This window comes from Ahrensia sp. R2A130, from assembly GCF_000179775.1.
Classification (GTDB): domain Bacteria; phylum Pseudomonadota; class Alphaproteobacteria; order Rhizobiales; family Rhizobiaceae; genus Pseudahrensia.
Map to the genome: position 1 here is coordinate 41137 of NZ_AEEB01000004.1, position 23438 is coordinate 64574.

Annotated in this window: 21 protein-coding genes and 1 pseudogene; 14 read left to right on the plus strand and 8 right to left on the minus strand. The window is 57.3% G+C overall.

Going from position 1 to position 23438, the window contains the following annotated elements:
- The first annotated feature begins 128 nt into the window (after positions 1–128).
- Positions 129–713, plus strand: a complete 585-nt coding sequence (locus R2A130_RS05650; protein ID WP_156798411.1) for a hypothetical protein — start codon at positions 129–131, stop codon at positions 711–713.
- On the opposite strand, the gene R2A130_RS05655 is transcribed toward R2A130_RS05650, so the two are convergent.
- Positions 714–995 carry a DUF6471 domain-containing protein gene (locus R2A130_RS05655; protein WP_009463962.1) on the minus strand — a complete coding sequence of 94 codons (282 nt, stop codon included), beginning with the start codon at positions 993–995 and terminating at the stop codon, positions 714–716.
- 97 nt (positions 996–1092) lie between these two features.
- Between R2A130_RS05655 and R2A130_RS05660 the strand changes: the two are divergent.
- Positions 1093–2057, plus strand: a pseudogene (locus R2A130_RS05660) (IS1595 family transposase).
- Here the strand turns inward: R2A130_RS05660 and R2A130_RS05665 are convergent.
- Entirely contained in the window at positions 2054–2881 is an 828-nt protein-coding gene (locus tag R2A130_RS05665) for a hypothetical protein (RefSeq protein ID WP_040305125.1), read from the minus strand. The pseudogene R2A130_RS05660 and the gene R2A130_RS05665 sit on opposite strands and share 4 nt — an antisense overlap.
- Before the next feature lie 456 nt (positions 2882–3337).
- On the opposite strand from R2A130_RS05665, the gene R2A130_RS05675 reads away from it, so the two are divergent.
- The gene (locus tag R2A130_RS05675; RefSeq protein ID WP_040305179.1) at positions 3338–3529 is read left to right on the plus strand and encodes a hypothetical protein; all 192 of its coding nucleotides are present in this window, start codon (positions 3338–3340) and stop codon (positions 3527–3529) included.
- 20 nt (positions 3530–3549) lie between these two features.
- On the opposite strand, the gene R2A130_RS05680 is transcribed toward R2A130_RS05675, so the two are convergent.
- Positions 3550–4020 (minus strand): hypothetical protein, encoded by a 471-nt coding sequence (locus R2A130_RS05680; RefSeq protein WP_009463967.1) that lies wholly within the window; start codon positions 4018–4020, stop codon positions 3550–3552.
- A gap of 432 nt (positions 4021–4452) precedes the next feature.
- On the opposite strand from R2A130_RS05680, the gene R2A130_RS05685 reads away from it, so the two are divergent.
- Both R2A130_RS05685 and nudC read left to right on the plus strand, forming a co-directional pair.
- Positions 4453–4884: an HIT family protein gene (locus R2A130_RS05685; protein ID WP_009463969.1), complete on the plus strand. Its 432-nt coding sequence runs from the start codon at positions 4453–4455 to the stop codon at positions 4882–4884.
- Between the two features lie 8 nt (positions 4885–4892).
- Positions 4893–5906 (plus strand): NAD(+) diphosphatase, encoded by a 1014-nt coding sequence (gene nudC / locus R2A130_RS05690; RefSeq protein WP_247869252.1) that lies wholly within the window; start codon positions 4893–4895, stop codon positions 5904–5906.
- A 181-nt stretch (positions 5907–6087) separates the two neighbouring features.
- On the opposite strand, the gene R2A130_RS05695 is transcribed toward nudC, so the two are convergent.
- Complete coding sequence (locus R2A130_RS05695) at positions 6088–7041, minus strand: nitronate monooxygenase family protein (protein ID WP_009463971.1); 954 nt, start codon at positions 7039–7041, stop codon at positions 6088–6090.
- Between the two features lie 217 nt (positions 7042–7258).
- Here R2A130_RS05695 and R2A130_RS05700 point away from each other — a divergent pair, with 217 nt between their 5' ends.
- On the plus strand, positions 7259–8467 hold the full coding sequence (locus R2A130_RS05700; protein WP_009463972.1) for a hypothetical protein: 1209 nt from the start codon (positions 7259–7261) through the stop codon (positions 8465–8467).
- 324 nt (positions 8468–8791) lie between these two features.
- Here R2A130_RS05700 and ppk2 read toward each other — a convergent pair whose 3' ends face one another.
- Together ppk2 and R2A130_RS05710 are read right to left on the minus strand one after the other, a co-directional pair.
- Positions 8792–9685, minus strand: coding sequence for a polyphosphate kinase 2 (gene ppk2 / locus R2A130_RS05705; protein WP_040305128.1), 894 nt, complete (start codon positions 9683–9685; stop codon positions 8792–8794).
- Positions 9686–9698: 13 nt separating this feature from the next.
- Positions 9699–10265, minus strand: a complete 567-nt coding sequence (locus R2A130_RS05710) for a GcrA family cell cycle regulator (RefSeq protein ID WP_009463974.1) — start codon at positions 10263–10265, stop codon at positions 9699–9701.
- A gap of 483 nt (positions 10266–10748) precedes the next feature.
- Here R2A130_RS05710 and R2A130_RS05715 point away from each other — a divergent pair, with 483 nt between their 5' ends.
- The 3 genes from R2A130_RS05715 to coaBC are packed head-to-tail and all read left to right on the plus strand — an operon-like array spanning position 10749 to position 14109.
- The gene (locus tag R2A130_RS05715) at positions 10749–11960 is read left to right on the plus strand and encodes an aspartate aminotransferase family protein (RefSeq protein ID WP_009463976.1); all 1212 of its coding nucleotides are present in this window, start codon (positions 10749–10751) and stop codon (positions 11958–11960) included.
- A 2-nt stretch (positions 11961–11962) separates the two neighbouring features.
- Positions 11963–12880 carry an ornithine carbamoyltransferase gene (gene argF / locus R2A130_RS05720; protein ID WP_009463977.1) on the plus strand — a complete coding sequence of 306 codons (918 nt, stop codon included), beginning with the start codon at positions 11963–11965 and terminating at the stop codon, positions 12878–12880.
- 2 nt (positions 12881–12882) lie between these two features.
- Positions 12883–14109, plus strand: a complete 1227-nt coding sequence (gene coaBC, locus R2A130_RS05725; RefSeq protein ID WP_009463978.1) for a bifunctional phosphopantothenoylcysteine decarboxylase/phosphopantothenate--cysteine ligase CoaBC — start codon at positions 12883–12885, stop codon at positions 14107–14109.
- A 182-nt stretch (positions 14110–14291) separates the two neighbouring features.
- Here coaBC and R2A130_RS05730 read toward each other — a convergent pair whose 3' ends face one another.
- A complete protein-coding gene (locus R2A130_RS05730) occupies positions 14292–15149 on the minus strand; it encodes a prephenate dehydratase (RefSeq protein ID WP_009463980.1) in 858 nt (285 codons plus the stop codon).
- A complete protein-coding gene (locus R2A130_RS05735) occupies positions 15146–15892 on the minus strand; it encodes a 3-deoxy-manno-octulosonate cytidylyltransferase (protein ID WP_040305186.1) in 747 nt (248 codons plus the stop codon). The genes R2A130_RS05730 and R2A130_RS05735 overlap by 4 nt, the downstream gene beginning before the upstream one ends.
- A 251-nt stretch (positions 15893–16143) precedes the next feature.
- Between R2A130_RS05735 and R2A130_RS05740 the strand changes: the two genes are divergently transcribed.
- From R2A130_RS05740 to R2A130_RS05760, 5 genes are all read left to right on the plus strand, one after another.
- Complete coding sequence (locus R2A130_RS05740) at positions 16144–17070, plus strand: cytochrome c family protein (RefSeq protein WP_009463982.1); 927 nt, start codon at positions 16144–16146, stop codon at positions 17068–17070.
- A gap of 205 nt (positions 17071–17275) precedes the next feature.
- Entirely contained in the window at positions 17276–19147 is a 1872-nt protein-coding gene (locus R2A130_RS05745) for an extracellular solute-binding protein (protein WP_009463983.1), read from the plus strand.
- Between the two features lie 43 nt (positions 19148–19190).
- Complete coding sequence (locus R2A130_RS05750; RefSeq protein WP_009463984.1) at positions 19191–21077, plus strand: extracellular solute-binding protein; 1887 nt, start codon at positions 19191–19193, stop codon at positions 21075–21077.
- Between the two features lie 52 nt (positions 21078–21129).
- The gene (locus R2A130_RS05755; RefSeq protein WP_009463985.1) at positions 21130–22239 is read left to right on the plus strand and encodes a microcin C ABC transporter permease YejB; all 1110 of its coding nucleotides are present in this window, start codon (positions 21130–21132) and stop codon (positions 22237–22239) included.
- Positions 22240–22274: 35 nt separating this feature from the next.
- Positions 22275–23435, plus strand: coding sequence for an ABC transporter permease (locus R2A130_RS05760; protein WP_040305130.1), 1161 nt, complete (start codon positions 22275–22277; stop codon positions 23433–23435).
- Positions 23436–23438: the final 3 nt, after the last annotated feature.

Below are 23438 nucleotides of genomic sequence, written 5' to 3' on the forward strand. Positions count from 1 at the left end.
GCCTTTCAGCGAACCAATTAGCTGAGTTGATTCACGCGACGCCTCAACGCAGACGATCAATTATAGCAGCTGGAAAGTTCCCAACTGGGGGGATCGTGACGCAGTATAAGGACGCACGCGAAGCGCTCTTGAGTTTCTTGACGGATTCTAATCGTACTTCGCCTAATTTTTCCACAAAAATTCAAGCGCTGGAGGCTCGCTCGCAAGACCTGTCAATTTCACCGAAGAAGCAGGGAGACGCATCAAGAAGCGCGGAAGCACTGGAGCGCGTTCACGCTGCCTATCAAAAAACAGGGTTAGGGAAACTCGATCTCGTGCCACTCCCTGCTTCTCGTCCAAAACTTGATATTCAAGGCGTAACAATCAGCTTGACGCTTGGCTGCCAAGTTCGTGGTCAATTTAAAGGGAACCCGGCAGTAGGAGCTTTGACCGTCTTGTTCAACAAAAGCGAGGCCTCCGCTTCAGCGAGAGACGAGCGAGCTCGAACGGCTGCTGCACTATCACTAATCTATGCTACCGAACATTTGGGGGGACATGGAAAAGCCGTTGCTAAGTTATGCCTTGCATACGATGTTTTTCGGGGAACAGTCACGACCTGCCCGTCACAGATTGCGCGCCGGATTGCGAACATGGAAGCGACTTGCGAAGAGGTCGCTTTAAGATGGCCCGCGGTGAAAGTGCCAGACGACTATGATGGACCGCCGATAGTTTGATTAGTCCTTGGGCACCGCTGATACATCTATGTCGAGGGCGTCGAGGCATTGTAGCAAGAATGCGGACGAAAATCCGCCACGGCTGATTTTGTTGGCCATGCCGCCTTCACTGATCTCTATGCCACGATCTGTCAGCCGTGAATGAAGCTCGGCCACGGTGACGCCTTGGTGCTTCATAGCTGTGCGAATAAGATCACGGCCCTTTGCTTCATACTCAGCATTTACTGGTGCATTTTTACGTGGCGTCGGCACCGGCGGGCGGTTGTCGATAGCGGCTTCCAAGGCAATTCTCCATCTAACCTATTTTGGTTACGATAACGCTTGACGTGCCATTCGTCTACTGCAATAACATACTCACCAAATATGGTTAGGTATGATTATGACTCAACACTTCCTTCTCTCTCTCCCGCAGCTAAGACGCTTTCCCTCGTGAAGGTTCTTCGCATGTCTGACGAAGCGGCCCGTGCTGCTTTCCAGAAAATCCGTTGGCCTGAGACGGACGGTGAGCCGGTTTGCCCTAAGTGCGGCTGCTGCGATGCATACGATCTGGCAACACGTCAGGTGTTCAAGTGCAAAGGTTGCTCCAAACAATACAGCATCACCAGCGGCACAATCTTTGCCAGCCGTAAATTGGCCGTGCGCGACATTCTCGGAGCGATTGCGATCTTTATAAATGGTGCCAAGGGTTATAGCGCATTGCAGCTTTCCCGCGATCTGAGCGTCGATTACAAAACCGCCTTTGTGTTGCTGCACAAGGTGCGGGAAGCCATAGAGCTTGCTCGTGAAGGCGGCGCATTGTCCGGCAACGTAGAGGTTGATGGTGCCTACTTCGGCGGCTACGTGAAGCCCGCTAACGAAAAGAAAGACCGCAAGGACCGTCGCAAGAAAATCCACCAGTCCGGTAAGCGTCAGGTCGTTGTTGCCATCCGCGAAACCAAGGGCCGCACTCGCACCTTCGTCACTCCTACAGAAGCACACGGCGTTGCTCTTGTTGTTGCCAACGTCGAACATGGTTCAACCGTCCATGCAGACGAAGCTTCCCATTGGGATCGCCTGGCGGCTCACTTCCCAATAAAGCGCATCAATCACCAAGAGGCATATTCAAAAGACGGCGCTTGCACGAACCAGGCTGAGAGCTTCTTTAGCCGCCTTCGTCGCGCTGAGGTTGGTACTCACCACCACGTCGCCGGTCGCTACCTTCACGCATACGCAGCCGAAATGGCATGGCGCGAAGATAACAACCGTCAGGCGAACGGCACTCAGTTCGCCATGGCTATGGCTGCTGTAGCGGTTGCCCCTCAGTCCCGTCAGTGGGCTGGATATTGGCAGCGCAGGGCTGGCTAACCCTCTCCATCACCAAGATAGCCAGGATCGTCCAGATAGCCTGAGTTGTCTGTTCTGTTTTTATCTGCGGCTTGCTCTACAGCGGAGCTTTCAACGGGCTTGATCCTGCGCTTGGCGCGCTTAGCCATGAGCTTTAGCCAATCTTTAAGGTCAGAAAACTCATTTGCGCTAAGTTCATCAGGGAGTACGAGCGACGCGTAACCGCCACCTGTTAAATTTAAGATGTCTGCCTGTGCGTTGTGAGCGTGCGATGGTGGGGGTGTGTTGATAACTTTTGAGGCGTGCATCGTAGCCATAACCTGTTCGTTCGTTGTCTGAGGCTCGGATTCTGCGCCGGTAACATCCGAAGGAACACTTAAATCGGTTGCTCCGGATTGCTTCAGATACTCGCACGTCTCAAGATAGGCGGACGTTACGGCGTTTATAGCGCTCTCCAAGAAACCGGAACGCTTGAGATAAGACTTTAACGCTCCCTCCGAGGGAGTAACCTCAAACCGCTCGAATAAGTCCATATAAAGAGATGGCGCGAATGCTGCCCGCTGTACCGCCGCTGCGGTATCGGCTCCAGGCTCCGGATGAAGAATATCCACCGCCAGATCGGAAACGCGCATCGTTCCTTTCCCCTGTCGCTCTAAGAGATCGTAGTGGACCAGAGAGGCAATTGCCTTGTCCGACGCGCCGCTTACGCTGCGATAACCAATATGCGATGCGATTGTTTCGCGGTCCACTGGATTTTGTCTATCCGCATCAAAGACTTGACGCACCCTATCAATTGCTGCCGGTAGGGATAAGCTTGGATAGCGCGGGCTGTTCGTTCTGGACATAATTGCTTTCTCCGGCAAATAATTCTCTAACAGTTTGAGTGTTTATCTTACCTTCAAAACCCATACAATCAACAGGATCAGAGTGGATACCCTTATAATTTTAGAGAAATTCTGAAAGATAGTGGCGAAAAATGAGCGGCAGGGGTTGCGGCTCCACTCAACCGCACGCAAAAAGACCCAGCAGATGGGAATCATCTGCTGGGTCTTTAGGAGTAATATATTGGAGCCCATATCGAAGGCGCGGTTCAATGAGGTCTCGAACACCTGATTGTTCCGTCAGTCGCCAGTTAGGCGGCAGGGGTCGGATTAGCACCCGACCTCAACCCATCTCAGGAATAATCCTGCGATGAAAACGAAGGCCGATGAACGGACCACGTCGCAACAGGCGGACCATGATTCATGCCGAATAGAAGGTCAAGCCGTTCTTCGGTCGTACAGTGCAAGAGGTAAATGCACATGCATGACCGCAAGGTAACTGCCGAAATGGCCGCGCTAATCAAATTGGCGCGAGCTTTAAAATACAACTACTCCGTAATCGCCGCATATCTGGTGATCAATCAAGGGCGTATTGCTGACGTGATGAAGGGGCGCTTGTTCCCTGACGTTGCACCGCGCGCCTATCTGCCTGACGACTTCCCGAAGGCATAAACGCATACGTAGGGGCGGCCTCACTGGTCGCCCCTTTTTAATTGCCACAGCTTATACGGTCCATGCTTGTCATGCGTCGTGGTCCAACCAACGCCTTCAATCAGACCTTGAGCGACAGACGCTCTAATGCAGCCGCTGACGCGCTTTCGGAGCGTCACGTAGGTTGCCTCGCTTGCGACCAATCCGCGATCTTCGGCCCATTTTACCGTGATCTGGCGGCATGTGAGCGGGCCGTCAGCCTCACGCATGGTATCGAGAACGAACCGCTTCACGCTACCCATTTGAGCGCGGTGCTTACTGACAAACGCCTTTATATCGTAGGTGTTCGCATCTGGATCGAACAGGCGGATGGCCGCGTGTAAGTGGTCTATATCGACCGTCAGCTTTTTGATCTCGGCTTCATATTGGCGACGAAGGCGGGAAAGCTGCGCGTGTTTTTCGACAAGGCCCGAAACGGTGTTCGGGCGTTCGTATGTTGGTTCATCTGTCATGCCCCAACATACCTAACCACATTAGGTTAGTCACTAACCATTAATGGTGAGTTTGCTCCATAATGCCGTGAAACTACAGGCTAACGGCAGACTTCTTCGTCCCGCTGGCTCATCTTTGCGCTCACGCTGTCGGCCCGCTGGGCCTTCGCTACACGAGTGCGGCGCAACTAGCGCCGGGCGGCTCTTCGCCGCCTGCTGATCGCTCGGACGTCGGAAGACGGGTCGATGTTTTTGCTTGTCCGAAATCCATCACACCAATGTCATCCCCGCGCAGGCGGGGAACCACTTCGCAACGAAACGTGGCGAGAAAGGCAAAAAACGATCTTGCCCTGCATTCACCATCCCAAACCCCTCCACCGCCACGTCTCGTGGATGAGTGGGTCCCCGCCTGCGCGGGGATGACAGCGAGGAGTGGGGTGACTAATCAGACACATGACCAGCTTCACCCTCGACCCACGTCTCGACGCCGATACGCACCTCATCGCCAACCACGGTTCGTTCTCCATCCGGCTGATGGACGATGACCGCTGGCCGTGGATTATTGTGGTGCCGGAAGTTGCCGGACTGACGGATATGGATGGGCTGGATGATGCGCTCGCGATCGACCTCGCCATCACCCTGTCGCGCCTGTCCGCTATCGTGAAAAATCTCGGCCTCGCCGACAGCACCAATGTGGCGACGCTTTCCAACATGGTCACGCAGATGCACTGGCATGTGGTCGGGCGCAGCGTCGGCGACCCCGGTTGGCCCGGGCCGGTTTGGGGGCATGGCGAGCGGGTGCCTTACGCGGCAAACGATGCTGCTGCACTCGTTGCGCGGCTGCGCGCAGCGTGGGACAAGGTGGCACCGAAGCCGACAGCCTGAGCCGCATTTTGCCCGATATCATCAACAATCCGCCCCGCCCGTTTCTCGACCCCGATTTCATGGCGAGCGAGCCAAGCGCGGGAATGGTTTTCTCCGGCGGTCGTCTTGACCGGCTCTCGGAAGAGCGCGACGAGCAGACATTGACCAAAGCGATCCATGACGAGGCCGCGCGTTTCATCGCCATTGACGCGGGCCATGTGTTGCTCACCCGCACCGGCGACGACACGGCGGATTGCCTCTTCTCATATGATGGCCTGACCGCCCTGAACCCACGCTTCGACCGCGCGGTGCTGCTCGGCACCGGGCCGGACGGGCCGCGTCTTGCGGTGCCGGTGGCCCTGTCCCGCGACAGCTTGGACGAGACGAAATTCGATCTCGCCAAACCGCTGGGCGCGATGGATTTCCGCACCGTGGCGCGCAAGGGCGTGTTGACGGCGGAAGCCTACGGTGACCTGTGCTACGGGGCCGCCCTGCTGGCGTGGCATGCCACCGCCCGCTTCTGCGCCCGCTGCGGTGGGCAAACGGTGATGAAACAAGCAGGCGCCAAGCGCCAATGCGTGGCCTGCGAGCGCGACCATTTTCCCCGCACAGATGCCGTTGTGATAATGTTGATTGCAGATAAAGACCGCTGCCTCTTGGGCCGGTCCCACCATTTTCCGCCGGGTATGTATTCCGCTTTAGCCGGTTTCATCGAACCGGGTGAAACCATGGAAATGGCGGTGCGGCGCGAGACCTTCGAGGAAAGCGGTATTCGCGTTGGTGAGGTGCGTTATCATTCGACCCAACCATGGCCCTTCCCCCACACGCTGATGATCGGCTGCATGGGCGAGGCGCTGGAAAGCGACATCCACCGCGATGAAGGCGAGTTGGACGATTGCCGCTGGTTCACGCGCGATGAGGTGCTGGCGATTTTGAAGGGCGATGGGCCGGTGGATGGCGAGGGCGAACCGGAGTTCTTCTTCCCGCCCGCGATGGCAATTGCGAACAGGTTGGTTACGGCCTGGGCGGAGGGTGAGGTTTAGCACCCGCTTCCCAACACACCATTGTCATCCCCGCGCAGGCGGGGACCCATTTATCCGCATGACGGATGTGGAATGGTATGCTGGGCGTCTGCAAAGCGCGAACTGTAACGGTGGAGTGCTTTGAGGAGCGGATCCCCGCCTGCGCGGGGATGACAACCGAGTGGTTGGCGAGTGGTTCGCCCTAAACCGCCAACCGCTTTTTCGCCGCTGCGTATTCTTCCTTCAACCGCGCAACGAGGTCTGCCGCAGGAACCACATTCTTCACCGCACCGATGCCTTGGCCGGAGCCCCAGATGTCTTTCCAGGCTTTCGTTTTATCTTGCCCAAAATCCATTTTGGTCGGATCGCTTTCGGGAAGAGCATCGGGGTCCATACCGGCGAGTTCGAAGGAGCCGCGTAGGTAGTTGCCGTGAACGCCGGTGACGAGGTTGGTGTAAACGATATCGTCAGCACCGCAGTCGGCGATCATCTGTTTGTATTCCGGCTGCGCGCGGGCTTCATCGGTGGCGATAAAGGCGGAGCCGACATAGCCGAGGTCTGCGCCCATGGCTTGGGCTGCCAGAATAGCATCACCGGTGGCGATTGCGCCGCCAAGCAGAAGGGGACCATCGAACCACTCACGAATTTCTTGGATCAGCGCGATGGGGGACAGCGTACCGGCATGGCCGCCTGCTCCCGTGGCGATGGCGATGAGGCCGTCGGCACCCTTCTCAATCGCCTTCTTGGCGTAGGTGTTGTTGATAACGTCGTGCAGCGTGATGCCGCCATAGGAATGAACGGCGTCGTTCACATCCACCCGCGCACCGAGCGACGTAATGACGATGGGAGCCTTGTGCTTCACGCACATTTCCACATCGTGCTCCAACCGCTCGTTGGAACGGTGGACGATCTGGTTCACCGCGTATGGGGCAGAGGGATTGTCGGGGTTATCGCGGTCATGCTCGGCCAGCGCTTCGCGGATTTCGTGCAGCCATTCGTCCAACTGGGCGGCGGGGCGGGCGTTCAACGCGGGGAAGGAGCCGACCACACCGGCCTTGCACTGGGCGATGACCAGCGCGGGGTTCGAAATGATAAAGAGCGGGGAAGCGATGGCGGGCAGCGAAAGCTTGCCGTCGAGGACCGGAGGGAGAGCCATAGTAACGTCCTGAAAGGCGCGGTTTTGATTGTCGCGCAGTGGTAACCACTCTTACGTTAACGTCAACCGTCAAGATGCGCGTCTAACGTAACTGCTGGGCAAAAGGCAGGGCTAGGACCACCGCAAGATTGCAATTGGGGCGCCGTGCCGTAAAGCTTAACAAAAGCACAGATAGGTAAAGACGGGCGATGCCGTCTGTTGCGACAGGAGTGAAGACGTGGCCGGTTTTGAAGATCTGATCCGTGGGGCATTGAAAAAGCAGGGGACCCCTGATCCAGCACGGCGCGAGGCAATCTACGCTTCATCGCGCACCGCACTGGGCCGCATGCTGGCGCAGAACGATAAGCTGGATACAGCGGCCAAAAGCCTGCAGGAAAGCCGTCTGGAAGACGCGATCAAGTCTATCGAGGCCGATTACGCGGCCCGCGATCCGAAGCCTGCGCCTGAACCAACACCTCCGCCACCTCCAGCGAATACGGGACTGGCAATGCCATCGGAAGGTGTTCCAGCACCGCTTTCACGTGCCACGCCACAGATTGTGCAACCTGCGCCAAAACCTGCTCCCACTCCGCAAGTTGCGCCCCGTCCGGTGACACCGGCTGCGCCGGAAATATCAGTTGCAGCGCCAGCTAAAGCCGATCTTGCCGCAGAGCATGTGCCACCAATGCCGCGCAGCCCGAGCATGGACCGGCTGGAGCCGGAGGTGCCTGCAACCTTTATCACCGGCCTCGAACCGGCTGAAGATACCGACAACGAGCCTGTCGCCATTCCGCCCGACTATCGCGGCGATGCGCTGCGGGAGCGCAAGCCTTACGCCAAGATGCTGCTGTGGACGATCATTCTGGTCGGCCTGGGTGTGGCGGGCTGGTGGGCCTACACGTTCGGCCCCGGCCTGCTGCGTGAACAACTTGATGGTTCCGTTCCCAATCCACGCGCCACGCTGGAACAAGGCGCCTTCAACCCCGGCACGCAAGAAGGCTGGGTCATCGTGTTCGATCCCGCATCCGATGGCGACGCTATCGATACCGCCAATCAGGGCCGGGCCGAGCTGTTTCAGTCGAACAACGGCATGTATGCGCGCCTGACCTCAAACGCCGGTGGCAGCGGAAACAATCTGCGCCTCCGCGTGCCTGCCGGTGTGCTGGAACCATTACGCGGCAAAGCCGCCACCATCGAAGTGATGGCCCGCAACCCCGACGACGGCACACAACAATTCGCCATGTTCTGCCAATTCGGCACAATGGGCGAATGCGGTCGCAAACGCTTCTCAGCGTCCGGCAAGGTCGAAGCCTATCTGTTCGAAATGCTGGTCAACGACACCACCCAACCGGCGGATGAAACGGCATGGCTGGCGATCAATACAGACCTGGGCGGCAATGGTTCACCACTTGATATCTATTCCGTGCGGATACGTCCTGGGACGTGATGGTTTGGCGGTTGGCGGTTGAACGCTACTTGCGCTTCTCACTCGGTTGTCATCCCCGCCCCCGGCCTTCGCCGAGGACAGGCTCCGGCGGGGACCCACTTATCCGCAGGCTGGATATGCGTGATAGGATGCAGATCGATAAACAAGTTCAATCACATTTGGGGATGGTTTGAAATGACGAGTTCGGGTCGGGAATAATACGTGGCGACCAACTCCCGTTTTGTTGGTGAGTGGGTCCCCGCCGGAGCCTGTCCTCGGCGAAGGCCGGGGGCGGGGATGACAAGGGAGTTTGCGGGATGGGCTTAAATGCTAATCAATCCAGCCCTAAGCACCAACCTCGTTCAAAAAGTCCGGCCCGCAACCCGCAATTTTATCATCACTTTCGCCAATAGCGCTCTTGTCTTTGCCCTCGTATTCCACCGCATTCAGCACGGTGCGGATGGCCTCCAATCTGGCCCGGCGTTTGTCGTTGGAGCGGATGATGGTCCATGGGGCGTGGTCGGTGTGGGTGGCGGCCAGCATTTCATCGCGGGCTTTGGTGTAGTCGTCCCACTTGGTCAGCGCGACGAGATCGATGGGGGACAGTTTCCACGATTTCATCGGGTTATGGCGGCGGTCGTGGAAGCGCTTGATCTGCATTTCCTGCCCGACATTGAGCCAGATCTTGAAAAAAGCGTAGCCCTCATCGACCAGGAGTTTTTCAAAATCAGGGGTTTGGGCGAGAAATTGCTGATGCTGCTGTGGTGAGCAGAAACCCATAACGGGTTCGACACCACCGCGATTGTACCACGAGCGGTCGAACATCGTCATGTTACCGGCGGTGGGGAAATGGTAGATGTAGCGCTGGTAGTACCACTGGCCCTGTTCTACGTCGGTGGGTTTCGACAGGGCGACGACGCGGGCATTGCGGGGTTTGAGATATTCGCGGAAGGCACCGATCGTGCCGCCCTTACCAGCAGCATCACGGCCTTCGAACAGAACCATGATGCGTTTACCGGTTTCGAGACGGTGAGCCTGCAGCTTCACCAGTTCGAGTTGAAGCGCTTCGAGCTGCTCTTTGTAGAGCGACTTTTTCAGCTTCTTTTCATACGGGTAATTGCCGGACGAAAATTCATTGTCGGACACCCAGTCCGGCAGGTCGGGGTCGTCGATATCGAAGGAGCGTTTCTTGCCGTTTACGTTCAGGTCGAGTGCGCTCATTTCAATATCTCCCGGCAGATTTCAGCGGCCCCTAACGACGACGGCGACGTTCCGACGGCGGCTGGAAAGCGATCTTGTTGTGGAAGTCGCAATAGGGTTTTTCATCTGCCGAATTCTGACCGCAGAACGAAAAGCCCGGCATCGTCGGGTCGCCCGTTGGCCATTTGCAGGTGTTTTCCGTCAGCTGCATGAGGTCCAGCTTGCGGGAAATCGGCACGACATTGTCTTCGACCGGCTTTGCTTCGACCTCTGGTGCTTCTTCGAACTCTTCCTCGATTTTAAGCGCCGCGTTGCCGACCGTATGATGGGTGGTCTGGGTCTTGGTGGAATAGGCGTTGGTCGAGGTCGTGGCGGTCGATTTTCGCCCACCGCCACCGCCGCCGCCCGAAGACGAACGGGGGGATGCGGCACGACGCGGCTGCGCTGCCGTGGTGGATTTGGTGGCGGTTTTTGCACGCCCCGACATGCCGAGGCGATGAATTTTGCCGATAACGGCGTTGCGGGTCACGCCGCCGAGATCAGCAGCGATCTGGCTGGCGCTCAGGCCTTCGGCCCAAAGTTTGGTGAGGCGTGCAACCCGTTCATCGGTCCAAGACATATTCAAATACTCCACATCGTACATTCATTCGAGCCGGATAGAGGCGCGCAAGAAAACATCGCCGGCGAAATAGCCGGTCGTGGAATCCGCGAAGCAAGAGCTTCGGGTTCATGTTCGGATCTTACGCTTGCAGTCGCACTGCCCAGCGGTGATGAAAGCAAGCTAGTGATCGCTAATGGGCGGGGCAAGAGTCCTGCTGCCACCACGAATCGATTTTCCACTTTGTCCCCAACCTTCCCTGCGTCCATTCCAATGCAAGGTGTAAAATAGAGCAAATGAGGGAAAATTTACCTTTTGGTAACGTCTCGACCAGCGTCAGAACAGTGTTTTCAGACCGCCACGTGCCGTCTTCAAATAAATACATAAAGAGGCTAGTGTGCGCACTTGCTGGCGGTTGGGGATAATTCTACCGCCGATAGCTCCATTTTTCATACCGTTCGGCAATACGCCGAACCCGCCTTTATCAAAACGGAAACCAAGCCGATGGCTCCTTCTTCGATCAATTCGCCGCTCTATCCATCCTTCGCCCGGGTGCCGTTGCATTTCGAGCGAGGCGAAGGCGTGCGCGTTTGGACGAATGAGGGTGACGAGTATCTCGATTTCGCAGCCGGTATCGCGGTCAACGCGCTGGGCCATTGCCACCCGAAACTGATCGAAGCACTGACGGAACAGGCACAAACCCTGTGGCATGTCTCTAATCTGTTCGAGAGCCCGCAGCAGGAAAAGCTGGCGCGGCGGCTGTGCGAAAACACGTTTGCCGACCGCGTGTTCTTCACCAATTCCGGCACGGAAAGCATGGAATGCGCGTTCAAGACCGCGCGGCGCTACCATTATGAAAACGGCGCACCGGAGCGGGTGAACATCATCACGTTCAGCGGTGCCTTCCATGGCCGTTCGCTGGCAGCGATCACCGCTGGCGGCAACGAGAAATATATGACGGGCTTCGGCCCGGCGACCGGGGGCTTCGTGCACCTGCCCTTCGGCGACCACGAGGCGCTGAAGGCTGCGGTGGACGAGACCACGGCAGCGATACTGATCGAACCTATTCAGGGCGAAGGCGGCATTCGCACCGTGCCACACCAATGCCTGCGCGGATTGCGTGAGATGTGCGACGAGCACGGCATTCTTCTTATATATGACGAAGTGCAGTGCGGCGCGGCGCGCACCGGCAAGTTCTTTGCCCACCAATGGATAGAAGGCGCGGAGCCGGACATCATGGCAGTCGCCAAAGGCATCGGCGGTGGCTTTCCCATGGGGGCATGTCTGGCCAGCGAAAAGGTCGGCACGGCCATGGGCCCCGGCACCCACGGCACCACCTATGGCGGCAACCCGCTGGCTATGGCCGTGGGCAATGCGGTGCTGGACGTGGTGCTGGAGGATGGCTTCATGCAGTCCGTTCAGGACAAGGGCATCATCTTCAAACAGAAGCTGGCGGCGCTGGCGGACAGCTATCCCGATCTCATCGAAGGCGTACGCGGCGATGGCCTTATCCAAGGCTTCAAATGCCGCGCGACCAATCTCGATGTCGTGGCGGCATTCCGTGAGCAGAACCTGTTGTCCGTGCCGGCTGGTGATAATGTAGTGCGGTTGATGCCACCGTTGATCGTGAGCGAAGATGAATTGAGCGAAGCCGTCGACAAGATGGATGCTGCGCTGTCAGCCATGTCGTCTGCAAATCTCGCGAAGGCAGGCTAGTCATGGCGAAACATTTTCTCGATCTCGCTGCCGTCGACGGCGGCGAGCTGCGGTCCATTTTGGACGGTGCAGTCGCCATGAAAACGGCCACGAAACAGGGCGCGTCGCCCCGCCCGCTCGAAGGCAAGGTGCTGGCGATGATTTTCGACAAGCCTTCGACCCGGACCCGCGTGTCCTTCGATGTGGGCATGCGGCAGTTGGGCGGCGAGACGATCATTCTCGACGGCGCGTCTTCACAGTTGGGGCGTGGCGAAACGGTGGCGGACACGGCCCGCGTTCTGTCGCGCTATGTGGACGCGATCATGATCCGCACAACCAGCCACGACCGGCTGCTGGAGCTGGCGCAACACGCCACGGTGCCTGTCATCAACGGGCTGACCGACGAAACCCATCCGTGCCAGATTATGGCCGATGTGATGACCTATGAAGAGCATCGCGGCCCGATTGCGGGCAAGACGTGGGCGTGGACCGGTGACGGCAACAACGTGCTGCATTCCATGCTGGAAGCGTCCGCCCGTTTCGGCTTCCGGCTACGGGCGGCAACTCCGGCCAAACACGGGCCGATGGAACGCTACGTCAACTGGGCCGAAGTCGAAGGTGGTAACGTGACCATGCTGCGCGATGCCGAAGATGCGGTGAAGAATGCCGATTGCGTCGTTACCGACACATGGGAAAGCATGGGCATGGAGGATGAGTCCGGCGGCCACAACACGTTCGCGCCCTACCAGGTGAATGCCGACCTTATGGCAAAAGCTGCACCCGACGCGCTGTTCATGCACTGCCTGCCCGCCCATCGCGGCGAAGAGGTGACGGACGAAGTTATGGACGGCCCGCAATCGGTGGTGTTCGACGAAGCGGAAAACCGGCTCCACGCCCAGAAGGGTATTCTGGCTTGGTGCCTCGGTGGACTGGGCAGCTAACGATGGTCATTCGCCAAAGCCTTGAGGGTCGCTCGATCCTGCTCATCATTTCCGGCGGGATCGCGGCGTATAAATCGCTTGATCTCATCCGCCGGTTGCGGGAACGCGGGGCGCGGGTGCGGTGTGTGATGAGCGAGGCGGCACAGAACTTCGTGACGCCAATGGCTGTGGGTGCGCTAACGGGCGAGACGGTGTTCACCCAACTGTGGGACCGCGATGCGGAGCAGGATATCGGCCATATTCGTTTGGCGCGCGAGGCCGATCTGGTGATCGTCGCACCCGCCACCGCCGATCTGATGGCGAAGATGGCAAACGGATTGGCAAACGATCTCGCCTCCACCGTGTTGCTCGCAGTGTCATCGCCCGTGCTTGTTGCGCCCGCTATGAACCCCGCGATGTGGGACCACCCGGCGACGCAGCGCAATGCCGACCAGTTGATGGCCGATGGCATCCTGTTCACCGGCCCTGCCGATGGCGAGATGGCGGAAAGTGGTGAGGCCGGAACGGGCCGCATGTCCGAGGTGATGGATATTGTCACTGAGGCCGAGCGCGTTCTCGATGACCGCCCGAAGCCGCTGGCGGGAAAGCGCGCGGTGATAACATCCGGCCCGACGCGGGAAGCCATCGACCCGGTGCGTTACATCTCCAACCACTCATCCGGCAAACAGGGCCACGCGATTGCGGCGGCGCTGGCGGACGCAGGAGCCGATGTCATTTTGGTATCCGGTCCCGTCACCATAGATCCGCCCGCAGATGTGACCGTGGTGGATGTGGTGTCGGCACAGGACATGGCCGACGCCGTGGACCGCGCCCTGCCCGCCGACATTGCGGTGTTCGTCGCCGCCGTTGCCGATTGGCGCGTGTCATCTCAAGCGCCGGAGAAAATGAAGAAGGATGGTTCCGGTCAATTTCCCGCGCTGGATATGGTGGAAAACCCGGATATCTTGCGCGGTGTGGCCCAGCGTAAGGAAAACCGCCCTGCCCTCGTCATCGGCTTTGCTGCCGAGACCGAGAAGTTGGAAGAACACGCCAAAGTGAAACTTGCCAAAAAGGGTGCCGACTGGATCGTCGCCAATGATGTGTCTGAGGGTGTGTTCGGAACGGACCGGAACTCTGTGACGCTGGTGACGAAGGGCGGCGCGGAAAAATGGCCCGCTTCATCGAAAGATCAAGTGGCGATGCGGCTTGTGGAGCGCATTGCCGAGCGGTTCGAAACCGTAGCCGTCTAGAAAGACGCCAGTGCAGGGACCGCCATGAAGACGGCGGTGGCAATGGTAGCACCGAATGTGAAAGCAGCGGTGGCGGACAAAACGGGGTTTTTCATAACGTAACTTTCTCGGTGCAAGTGATGCAGTTTCTACTGCCTTAAACTTGCCGCAATCGAAAAAGGTTCCCCTGAATTTTTAGGGGGTCAGTCATTATCCATTCTGCGCGCATCGGCAGGATATGTGCCGAGCAGCGTTTTGCGCTTGCAGAAGAAGTCCATTTCTTCCAGCGCGCGGGCCACGTTTTCCTGCTCAGGATGGCCTTCGATATCGGCATAAAACAACGTCGCCGTGAAGGTGCCTTCGATCTGGTAGCTTTCCAGCTTGGTCATGTTGATGCTGTTGGTCGCAAAACCGCCGAGCACTTTATAAAGCGCAGCAGGCACGTTCTTCACCTGAAAGACGAAGCTCGTCACAGCCGGCCCCGCTTCGAACTCAGGAACTTCCGGCTCGCGAGACAGAACCACGAAACGTGTCGTGTTGTGGTCGGCGTCCTGAACGAATTCCCGCAGCACATTTATGCCGTATAATTCGGCAGCCAAGAGAGGAGCGAGGGCGGCAGCCTTTTTATCACCGTTGTCGCGGATCATGCGGGCAGCGCCTGCCGTGTCGCCAGCGACTTCGCCGGTCCATCCGTTTTCGCGGATGATCTTGCGGCACTGACCAAGGCCGTGAATGTGGGTGTAAACGGTTTCGATGTCCTCGAACGCAACGCCGGGCAGCGCCATGAGGTGAAAGTCGATGGGCAGGAAATATTCCGCGATGATGTGAAAACCGCTCTCCGGCAGCAGATGATGAATATCCGCCACGCGACCGGCCAACGTGTTCTCGATGGGGATCATGGCAAGCTCGGCCTTGCCGGTCGCCAACGCATCGAATGCGTCTTCGAAGGTCGCGCAGGGCAACGGTTCCATTGCCGGATAAACGTTGCGGCAGGCCGTGTCGGAATTGGCACCCGGCTCGCCCTGAAAGGCGATGATGCCGGTTCTCGTCTCGTTTTTCACAGTCTTCGACTTCCTAGCACAGAGCGGGCGCGCTCCAGATCTTCAGGTGTATCCACCCCGAGCGGCACGGTGTCCACCAGCGCAGCATCGACACGCATACCGTCTTCCAGCGCACGCAGCTGTTCCAACCGTTCGCGCAGTTCCAACGCAGATGGCGGCAGCGACACGAACCGCTCCAGCGCTGATCGTCGCCATGCGTAAAGGCCGATGTGATGATAGAGTGGCCCCGGACCCGTGGGCGCTGTGGCGCGGGTGAAATAGAGCGCGCGCAACATGCCTTCGCCAGAGGGCGTGCCGACGAGTTTGACCACATTGGGATTGTCGCGCTCTTCTTCGCGGATGATTTCCGTCGCCAATGTGGACAACATCACTTCGGGGTCGATGAGCGGGCGCAGACTGGCGCGGATGGAATCCGGATCAATGGTCGGCAGATCGCCCTGCACGTTGACGATGGTCTGAACTTTCCCGTCCGTATCGAAACTCTGCAGCGCTTCGTGGATACGATCGGAGCCGGAGGGATGGTCGGCGCGGGTCATGATCGCTTCACCGCCATGGTCGCGAACGGCATCGGCCACTTCTGCGGTATCGGTGGCCACGACGACCCTTCCGATATCAGCCTCTTGCCCACGCTTCATTACCTGCACGATCATCGGCAAACCGCCAATGTCGGCCAATGGTTTGCCCGGCAAACGGGTGGATGCCATGCGCGCAGGCACCATAACGAGGGTTGCGGATTTGGGCATCAGATAAGGGCCATCGAAGCTGTTGTCATAGGAACCGGACATAGAAAAAGAGGTTTCGGCATGAGCGCAGCGATGGCCGCAGCCGATATTGGGCAATAAGTCTCATGAAACCACACCTAACAGGTGTTGCAAGGCCAAGGCAAAGCCCCTAATTTCGCTGCTAATCAGAAGTCGTTTTTGTGCGCCATTCGAACCGATTCCGGTTCCGAGCCATCAATTTTCGGCAATCATGCAAATACGGAGCCCGTTGCATGGACTCGTTCGAATGGAACAAGGTTTTCGGTGCCTTTCTCGCCGTCGCATTCGTCGCCCTTGGTTTGACCTTCCTTTCGGACGGTTTGTACCATGCAGATACCCCTGAAGTCGCAGGCTTTGAAATCGAAGGTGGTGTGCAGGAAACTGTAGCAGCCGCTGCACCGACAGCAGAACCTGTGATGCCAATGCTGGCTTCAATGTCACCGGCAGACGGTGAAGGCGTGGCGAAAAAATGTGTCGCTTGCCACAACTTTGAAAAAGGTTCGGCCAACAAGGTTGGTCCGCAACTTTGGGACATCGTCAATCGCGATATCGCCGGCGTTGAAGGCTTCGGTTATTCCGGCGCGCTGAAAGAATACGGCGAAGGCAAGCAGTGGACCTATGAAGAGCTGAACGGCTTTTTGTGGAAACCAAAGTCCCACGTCAAAGGCACGTCGATGGGCTTTGCAGGCATCAAGAAGGTTGAAGAGCGCGCCGAACTGATTGCCTACCTGCGCACTTTGTCCGACAGCCCTGCTGAAATGCCGGCCGCCGGTGAAGCGGCAACCCCGGCGGCAGCCGAAGGTGTGACGCCCGCAACAGATGCAGAAGCACCAGCAACCGAAGGTGAAGCGCCTGCTACAGACGCAGAAGCGCCAGCAGCTGAAGGCGAGACCCCTGCAACAGATGCGGAAGCGCCAGCAGCTGAAGGCGAAACTCCTGCAACAGATGCGGAAACGCCTGCTGCTGAAGGAGAGACAACTGAAACTGCACCAGCTGGTGATGCGGATAATGTCGATCCGGCTGAACCCAATGTCGTGCCAACACCGGAAGCGGGCGAGCCTGTTATTCCCGGCGCAACAGGTACACCGGAAGGTGTCGTTCCAGAGCAGCCTTTAGGTGGCGCAACGGAAACGGCTCCTGCCCCAGCCACCAGCAACTGATATTTGCCTACAAAGGCTATTTAAAACGACATCGGCGTCGTGGCTTTAAAGCTGCGGCGCCGATTTTCGTTTGGCGTAAGTGTACTGCTAAGCAGCACAAATAGCCCCACAAGCAACAAAAGCGTGACAATCACGTAACTTGACCGGCGCTGGCCGGTGCATACTGTCGTACAAAGCCGACATTCGCGCCGGAGACCGCCTGCACATGATTTCCTTCAAGACCCTGATGCCTGCAACCGTGGCGGTTACGCTGGCCTTATCCCTTTCCGCCCTGCCCAGTTGGGCTGAGGAAAAAGAGTGGATCAGCACATCGTCGTTGATTGGCAAATCGAAATATGAAGACAGCAACCAGACCCATTACGACTACGTCAATCCGGACGCTCCCAAGGGCGGTACGCTGAATTCCACGACAACCGGGACGTTCGACAGCTTCAATCCGTTCATCGTGCAGGGCGTGCCGGCGGCAGGCCTGAATTCTCAGGGCGGCATCTTGTGGGACACGTTGATGGAAAAGGGCATCGATGAACCATCGACCACCCATCCGTTGATCGCAGAAGCTTTCAGTTACCCCGACGATTATTCGACTGCGACTTATAGGCTGAACCCTGCAGCCCGTTGGCATGATGGCAAGCCCATCACCACGGAAGACGTGAAGTGGTCGCTGGAAATTCTCAAGCAGCATTCGCCGACCTACGACCGTTATTTTGCTGATGTGAAGGAGGCGCGCATTGATAGCGAGCGTGAGATCACCTTCATTTTCGCAGAAAAGAACAACCGCGAATTACCTCTTATCCTCGGCGATTTGCCGGTGCTGCCAAAGCATTGGTGGGAAGCGCCGGACTCACAAGGCAATGCCCGCGACTTTAACAGAAGCACGTTGGATATTCCGTTAGGCTCCGGCCCTTACAAAATTTCAAAGTTCGACGCCGGCACATCTATCGAGTGGGAACGGGTGGCGGACTATTGGGCCGTCGACACATTCACACGTAAGGGTCGCAACAATTTCGACCGATTGTCCTTTACTTATTTCAAAGACCCCAATGCGGAATGGGAAGCTTTCAAAAAAGGTGGCCTGGAAGATATTCGACTGGAAAACCGCGCTGAATTTTGGGCCCGGCGCTACGATTTTCCTGCCTTCGACCGCGGCGAAGTGGTGAAGAAGGAATTCCCGACGACATCGGGCTACGGAATGCAGGCGTGGTTCCTGAACAGTCGTCTGCCTAAGTTTTCCGACCGCCGTGTGCGCAAGGCGCTGGGCATGGCTCTCAATTTCGAAGCTATGAACCGCAACTTGTTTTTCGATCAGTACGAACGCGCCATAAGCTATTTTGGCGGAACAGAATTGCAATCCACAGGTCTGCCGCAGGGCCGTGAGTTGGAGATTCTGGAAGAGTTTCGCGACCGGTTGCCGCCCGAAGTATTTACCGAAGAGTTCAAGCTGCCCGAGTATAAAGAACGTTCGGACGAGCGGAAATATCTGAGGGAGGCCTTCCAGCTTCTTAAAGAAGCAGGCTGGACCCAAAAAGATGGTAGCCTTGTAAATTCTGCGGGCGAGAAATTGAGCCTGCAAATCATCGGCAACAATCCGTCTTCGGAGAAGGTGAACGCGCCTTGGCTCAACGCACTGCGCAAGCTCGGTATTGATGCAAGTTTCCGTGTTGTGGACACCGCCCAGCTGATCTCCCGTGCAGGCAGCTTTGACTACGATGTGATCTCTACAGGCGTTCGTCAGTCCCAATCGCCGGGCAACGAGCAGCGCGAATACTGGGGATCGGGTGCCGCAAAGCGCGAGGGCTCGCGTAACTATTCGGGCATCTCCGATCCGGCAATCGACGAGCTGATCGAGAAGCTGATTTTCGCGAAAGATCGCGAGGAACTTGTCTATATTACACGCGCCTTGGATCGAGTGCTGCTGCATGGCTACTACGTGGTGCCGCAGTGGTATCTCGCGCTGGATCGCGTGGCCCATTGGGACAAATTCGGCATACCGGAAAAACAACCGACCTATACAGGCCATGACCCCTACAGCTGGTGGATTATTCCTGAAAAAGAAGCCGCGTTGAACGCGCGCAACTGATCCATCAACAGCGACCGAACCACATTGAAAAAATGAGGCCCGTATGACCGACCTAACCCGCCGCGAATTCGGCAAACTGTCGCTTGGCACATTCCTGCTGGGGGCATCCGCTAGTTGGCCAGACTTGTCATTGGCGGCCACGCCAACGGGCGAGAAGTTGCACGGCCTGTCAGCATTCGGTGCCTTGAAGTATCCGGCTAATGCAAAGCAGTTCGACTATGTGAATGCAAATGCGCCGAAAGGCGGCGTGTTCAATTTTTCGGTGCCGGATTGGGCCTATAATCAAAATCCACAGACTTTCGACACACTCAACACCTTCACGTTGAAGAACAACGCGCCACCTCGAGTGGAGCTAACTTATGACGCGCTGATGGCGCGCGCGGTGGATGAACCGTCTGCAGTCTATGGCCAATTAGCAGAGACGGTAGAGATTTCAGAAGACCGCAACGCCTACACATTCGTGCTGCGCGGCCAGAACGGCGAAGCCCCACGCTTCCATGACGGCACGCCGGTGACGGCAGCAGATGTGGCCTTTTCCTTTGAGACTTTCAAAGCTGAAGGCCACCCGCAATTGCAGGTAGAACTGACGCATCTGGACGCCGCCGAGGTGGTGGACGAGCTTACCGTAACGTTACGCTTCAACGGCAACCAATCCGACCGCACAATCTTGACCGTGGCGTTGATGCCGATCATCTCGAAGGCGTTTTTTGAAGCTAACGACTTCAACGATACCGGCCTCACGCCGGTTCTCGGTTCCGGCCCTTACAAGGTGGGTCGCCTCTCCCAAGGTGTGTTCGTCGAATATGACCGTGTCGAAGACTACTGGGGCAAGGACATGTTCTTTGCTGTCGGCCAGTCGAATTTCGATACGATCCGCATCGAATTTTTCCGAGCCCGCCAAGCGGCATTCGAAGCTTTCAAGAAGGGCGATGTGACGTGGCGCGAGGAGTTCACCTCCAAAACCTGGGCGCTGGAATACAACTTCCCCGCCATCGAAGACGGCCGGGCGGTGCAGCGGGAATTTCCCGGCGAAACCATCGCACGTTTTCAGGCATGGGCCGTGAACACGCGACGCGGCAAACTTAAAGATCCGCGCACCGTGCAGGGCATCAACCACTGTTTCGATTTCGAGTGGACGAAGGAAAATCTGTTCTACGGCGCCTATGAGCGTGGCCAGTCCTTCTTCAGCAATTCGCAATTCGTGGCCGAAGGCGAACCGCAAGGCGACGAGTTGGTATTGTTGCAATCGCTTGCCGCGCCAGTACCCGATGGGACGCTTGGGCCGGTGCCCATCATGCCTGTATCAGATGGCTCCGGCAGCGATCGCGGCCTGTTGCGAAAGGCGAGCCAGCTTTTTGCAGCCGCTGGTTGGAAGCGCGACGGGACACAGTTGGTCGACGCCAGCGGCGCGCCGTTTACGCTGGAAGTCCTCATTCGCTCCCCCACCTTCGAGCGCATCTTGGCGCCCTTCGTGGCCAACCTGAAACGCCTTGGCGTGCAGGCCAGCATACAGCTTGTGGACCCGGCGCAATTCCGCCGTCGTCTCGATACATTCGACTTCGACATGGTGGGCTCTGCCTTCAACATGGGGGCACTTCCCACAGCCGCTTCGCTAGAAAATTTCTTCGGTTCCGCCACCCGCGACCGCGAAGGAAGCCGCAATTACAGCGGCGTTGCCGACCCTGCCGTGGATGAATTGATCGGGTTGATCGCGCGCGCCGACTCCATCGAAGACTTGACCCTCCGTCTCACCGCACTCGACAGAGTCTTACGGAACCTTCACAGCTGGATTCCAAACTGGAACGGTGCGAATCACCGTGTCGCCCATTGGGATCTTTTCGGCATTCCCGCTGTAAAACCCGATTACGATTTCCCCGTCGAGACCACCTGGTGGTGGGACGCCGACAAGGCTGCTAAACAGCAGCGCTAACCCGCCCCTCCCCTCTCACACTTTCAAAAATCTGCAGGAGACGCGACACGCCATGGGCGCCTATATTCTGCGACGTCTGCTGCTGATGGTCCCGACGATTTTGGGGATCATGCTGCTCTCTTTCACTGTCATCCAGTTCGCCCCCGGCGGACCGGTGGAACAAGTGATCGCACAACTGACCGGACAAGGCGGTGACGGCACGGAGCGCATCAGCGGTGGTGGCTCGGATTTTCAGGACAGCAGCCAGACCGACATTGCGTCCGGTGGTGGTGGCAGCTCAAAATATCGCGGCGCGCAAGGGTTGGATCAGGAGTTCATCGACAAGCTGGAGAAGCAGTTCGGCTTCGACAAACCGGCACCTGAACGGTTCCTAAAGCTGATAAAAGACTACGCGACTTTTGATTTCGGTGAGAGCTATTTCCGGTCTGTCGATGTGATCGATCTGATCTGGGAGAAGTTGCCAGTATCAATTTCACTGGGCTTGTGGATGACGCTGATTTCCTACGGTATTTCCATTCCGTTGGGCATTCGCAAGGCCGTGCAGGACGGTTCGAAGTTCGATGTGTGGACTTCCGCCATCGTCACCATTGCCTATGCGGTGCCGGGCTTTCTCTTCGCCATTTTGCTTATCGTGCTCTTCGCAGGCGGCTCGTTTTTCGACCTCTTCCCATTGCGCGGCTTGTGGTCAGACAATTGGGACCAGCTGTCTTGGTATGAAAAAATCATCGACTATTTCTGGCACCTTGCGCTGCCATTAACGGCCCTAGCACTCTCGGCCTTCGCCACCACCACATTGCTGACGAAGAACTCGTTCCTCGATGAGATCAAAAAGCAGTACGTCACCACAGCGCGGGCCAAAGGCTTGAACGAACGGCAGGTGCTTTACGGGCATGTTTTCCGCAACGCGATGCTTATCATTATTGCCGGTTTTCCTGCAGCCTTCATTTCCGCATTCTTCACCGGCTCACTGTTGATCGAGCAAATTTTCTCGCTCGATGGGTTGGGCCTGCTGGCCTACACATCCATCCTTACCCGCGACTATCCGGTGGTGTTCGCCACGCTCTACATCTTCTCTTTGATGGGGCTGGTGGTCAGCCTGATCTCAGACATCACCTACACGCTGATCGATCCCCGCATCGATTTCGAGCGCCGTGATGTTTAAGGGAGGCGTGTGATTTGGCCGACCCAATAACGCAGATGACAAAACCTGAACTGGCCCATCCAAACGATCTGGTGCTCGACAAAGATGCACCGGTGAAGCGACCGTTCCTGTCGCCGATCAACCAACGCCGTTGGGCAAATTTCAAGGCGAACCGGCGCGGTTATTTCTCACTGTGGATCTTCATGATCCTGTTCGTGTTGTCGCTGTTTGCCGAATTCATAGCCAATGATCGCCCGATCCTGATTTCCTATAAGGGCGAATATCTCTCCCCGATCTTCGTCGATTATCCCGAAGAGAAATTCGGCGGTTTCTTGCCCGTCACCGACTATCGCGATCCGGTGAATATCGAAGAGATAGAAGCCAATGGCTGGATGATCTGGCCACCAATCCGGTACTCCTACCGCACCGTGAACAAGGATATTCCGATCCCTGCCCCGTCGCCGCCCACGTGGCGACTGACGACGGAAGAGGCCTGCGTTAAATACGACCAAGGCGCGGAAGACGCGCTGTGCACATACGGCAATTACAACTGGTTGGGCACGGACGATCAGGCCCGTGATGTGACCGCGCGCGTGATTTACGGCTTCCGCATTTCCGTGCTGTTCGGCCTGACGCTGACCTTACTTTCGGCGATCATCGGCGTGTCCGCTGGTGCGGTACAAGGTTACTATGGTGGTTGGGTCGATCTGCTGTTTCAGCGGTTCATCGAAATCTGGACGTCAATTCCACTGCTGTTCTTGCTCATCATTATTGCTTCCGTTCTGCCGCCAGGATTCTGGATTCTGCTGGGTATCATGTTGCTGTTCTCATGGACCGGCTTCGTCGGTGTGGTGCGCGCAGAATTCCTGCGGGCGCGCAATTTTGAATATGTGAACGCAGCCCGCGCGCTGGGCGTGGGCAATGGCACCATCATGTTCCGCCACCTGTTGCCCAACGCCATGGTCGCGACGTTAACCTTCCTGCCCTTCATCATTTCCAGTTCCATCGGCGCGCTAACCTCGCTCGACTTTCTAGGCTTTGGTCTGCCACCGGGATCACCATCGTTGGGCGAACTTTTGAAGCAGGGGCAGAATAATTTGCAATCGCCATGGCTCGGCCTCACCGGCTTTGCGGTCATTTCCCTCATGCTGACACTGTTGATTTTCATCGGTGAAGCCACGCGCGATGCTTTCGATCCGCGCAAGACGTTTAAGTAGGGC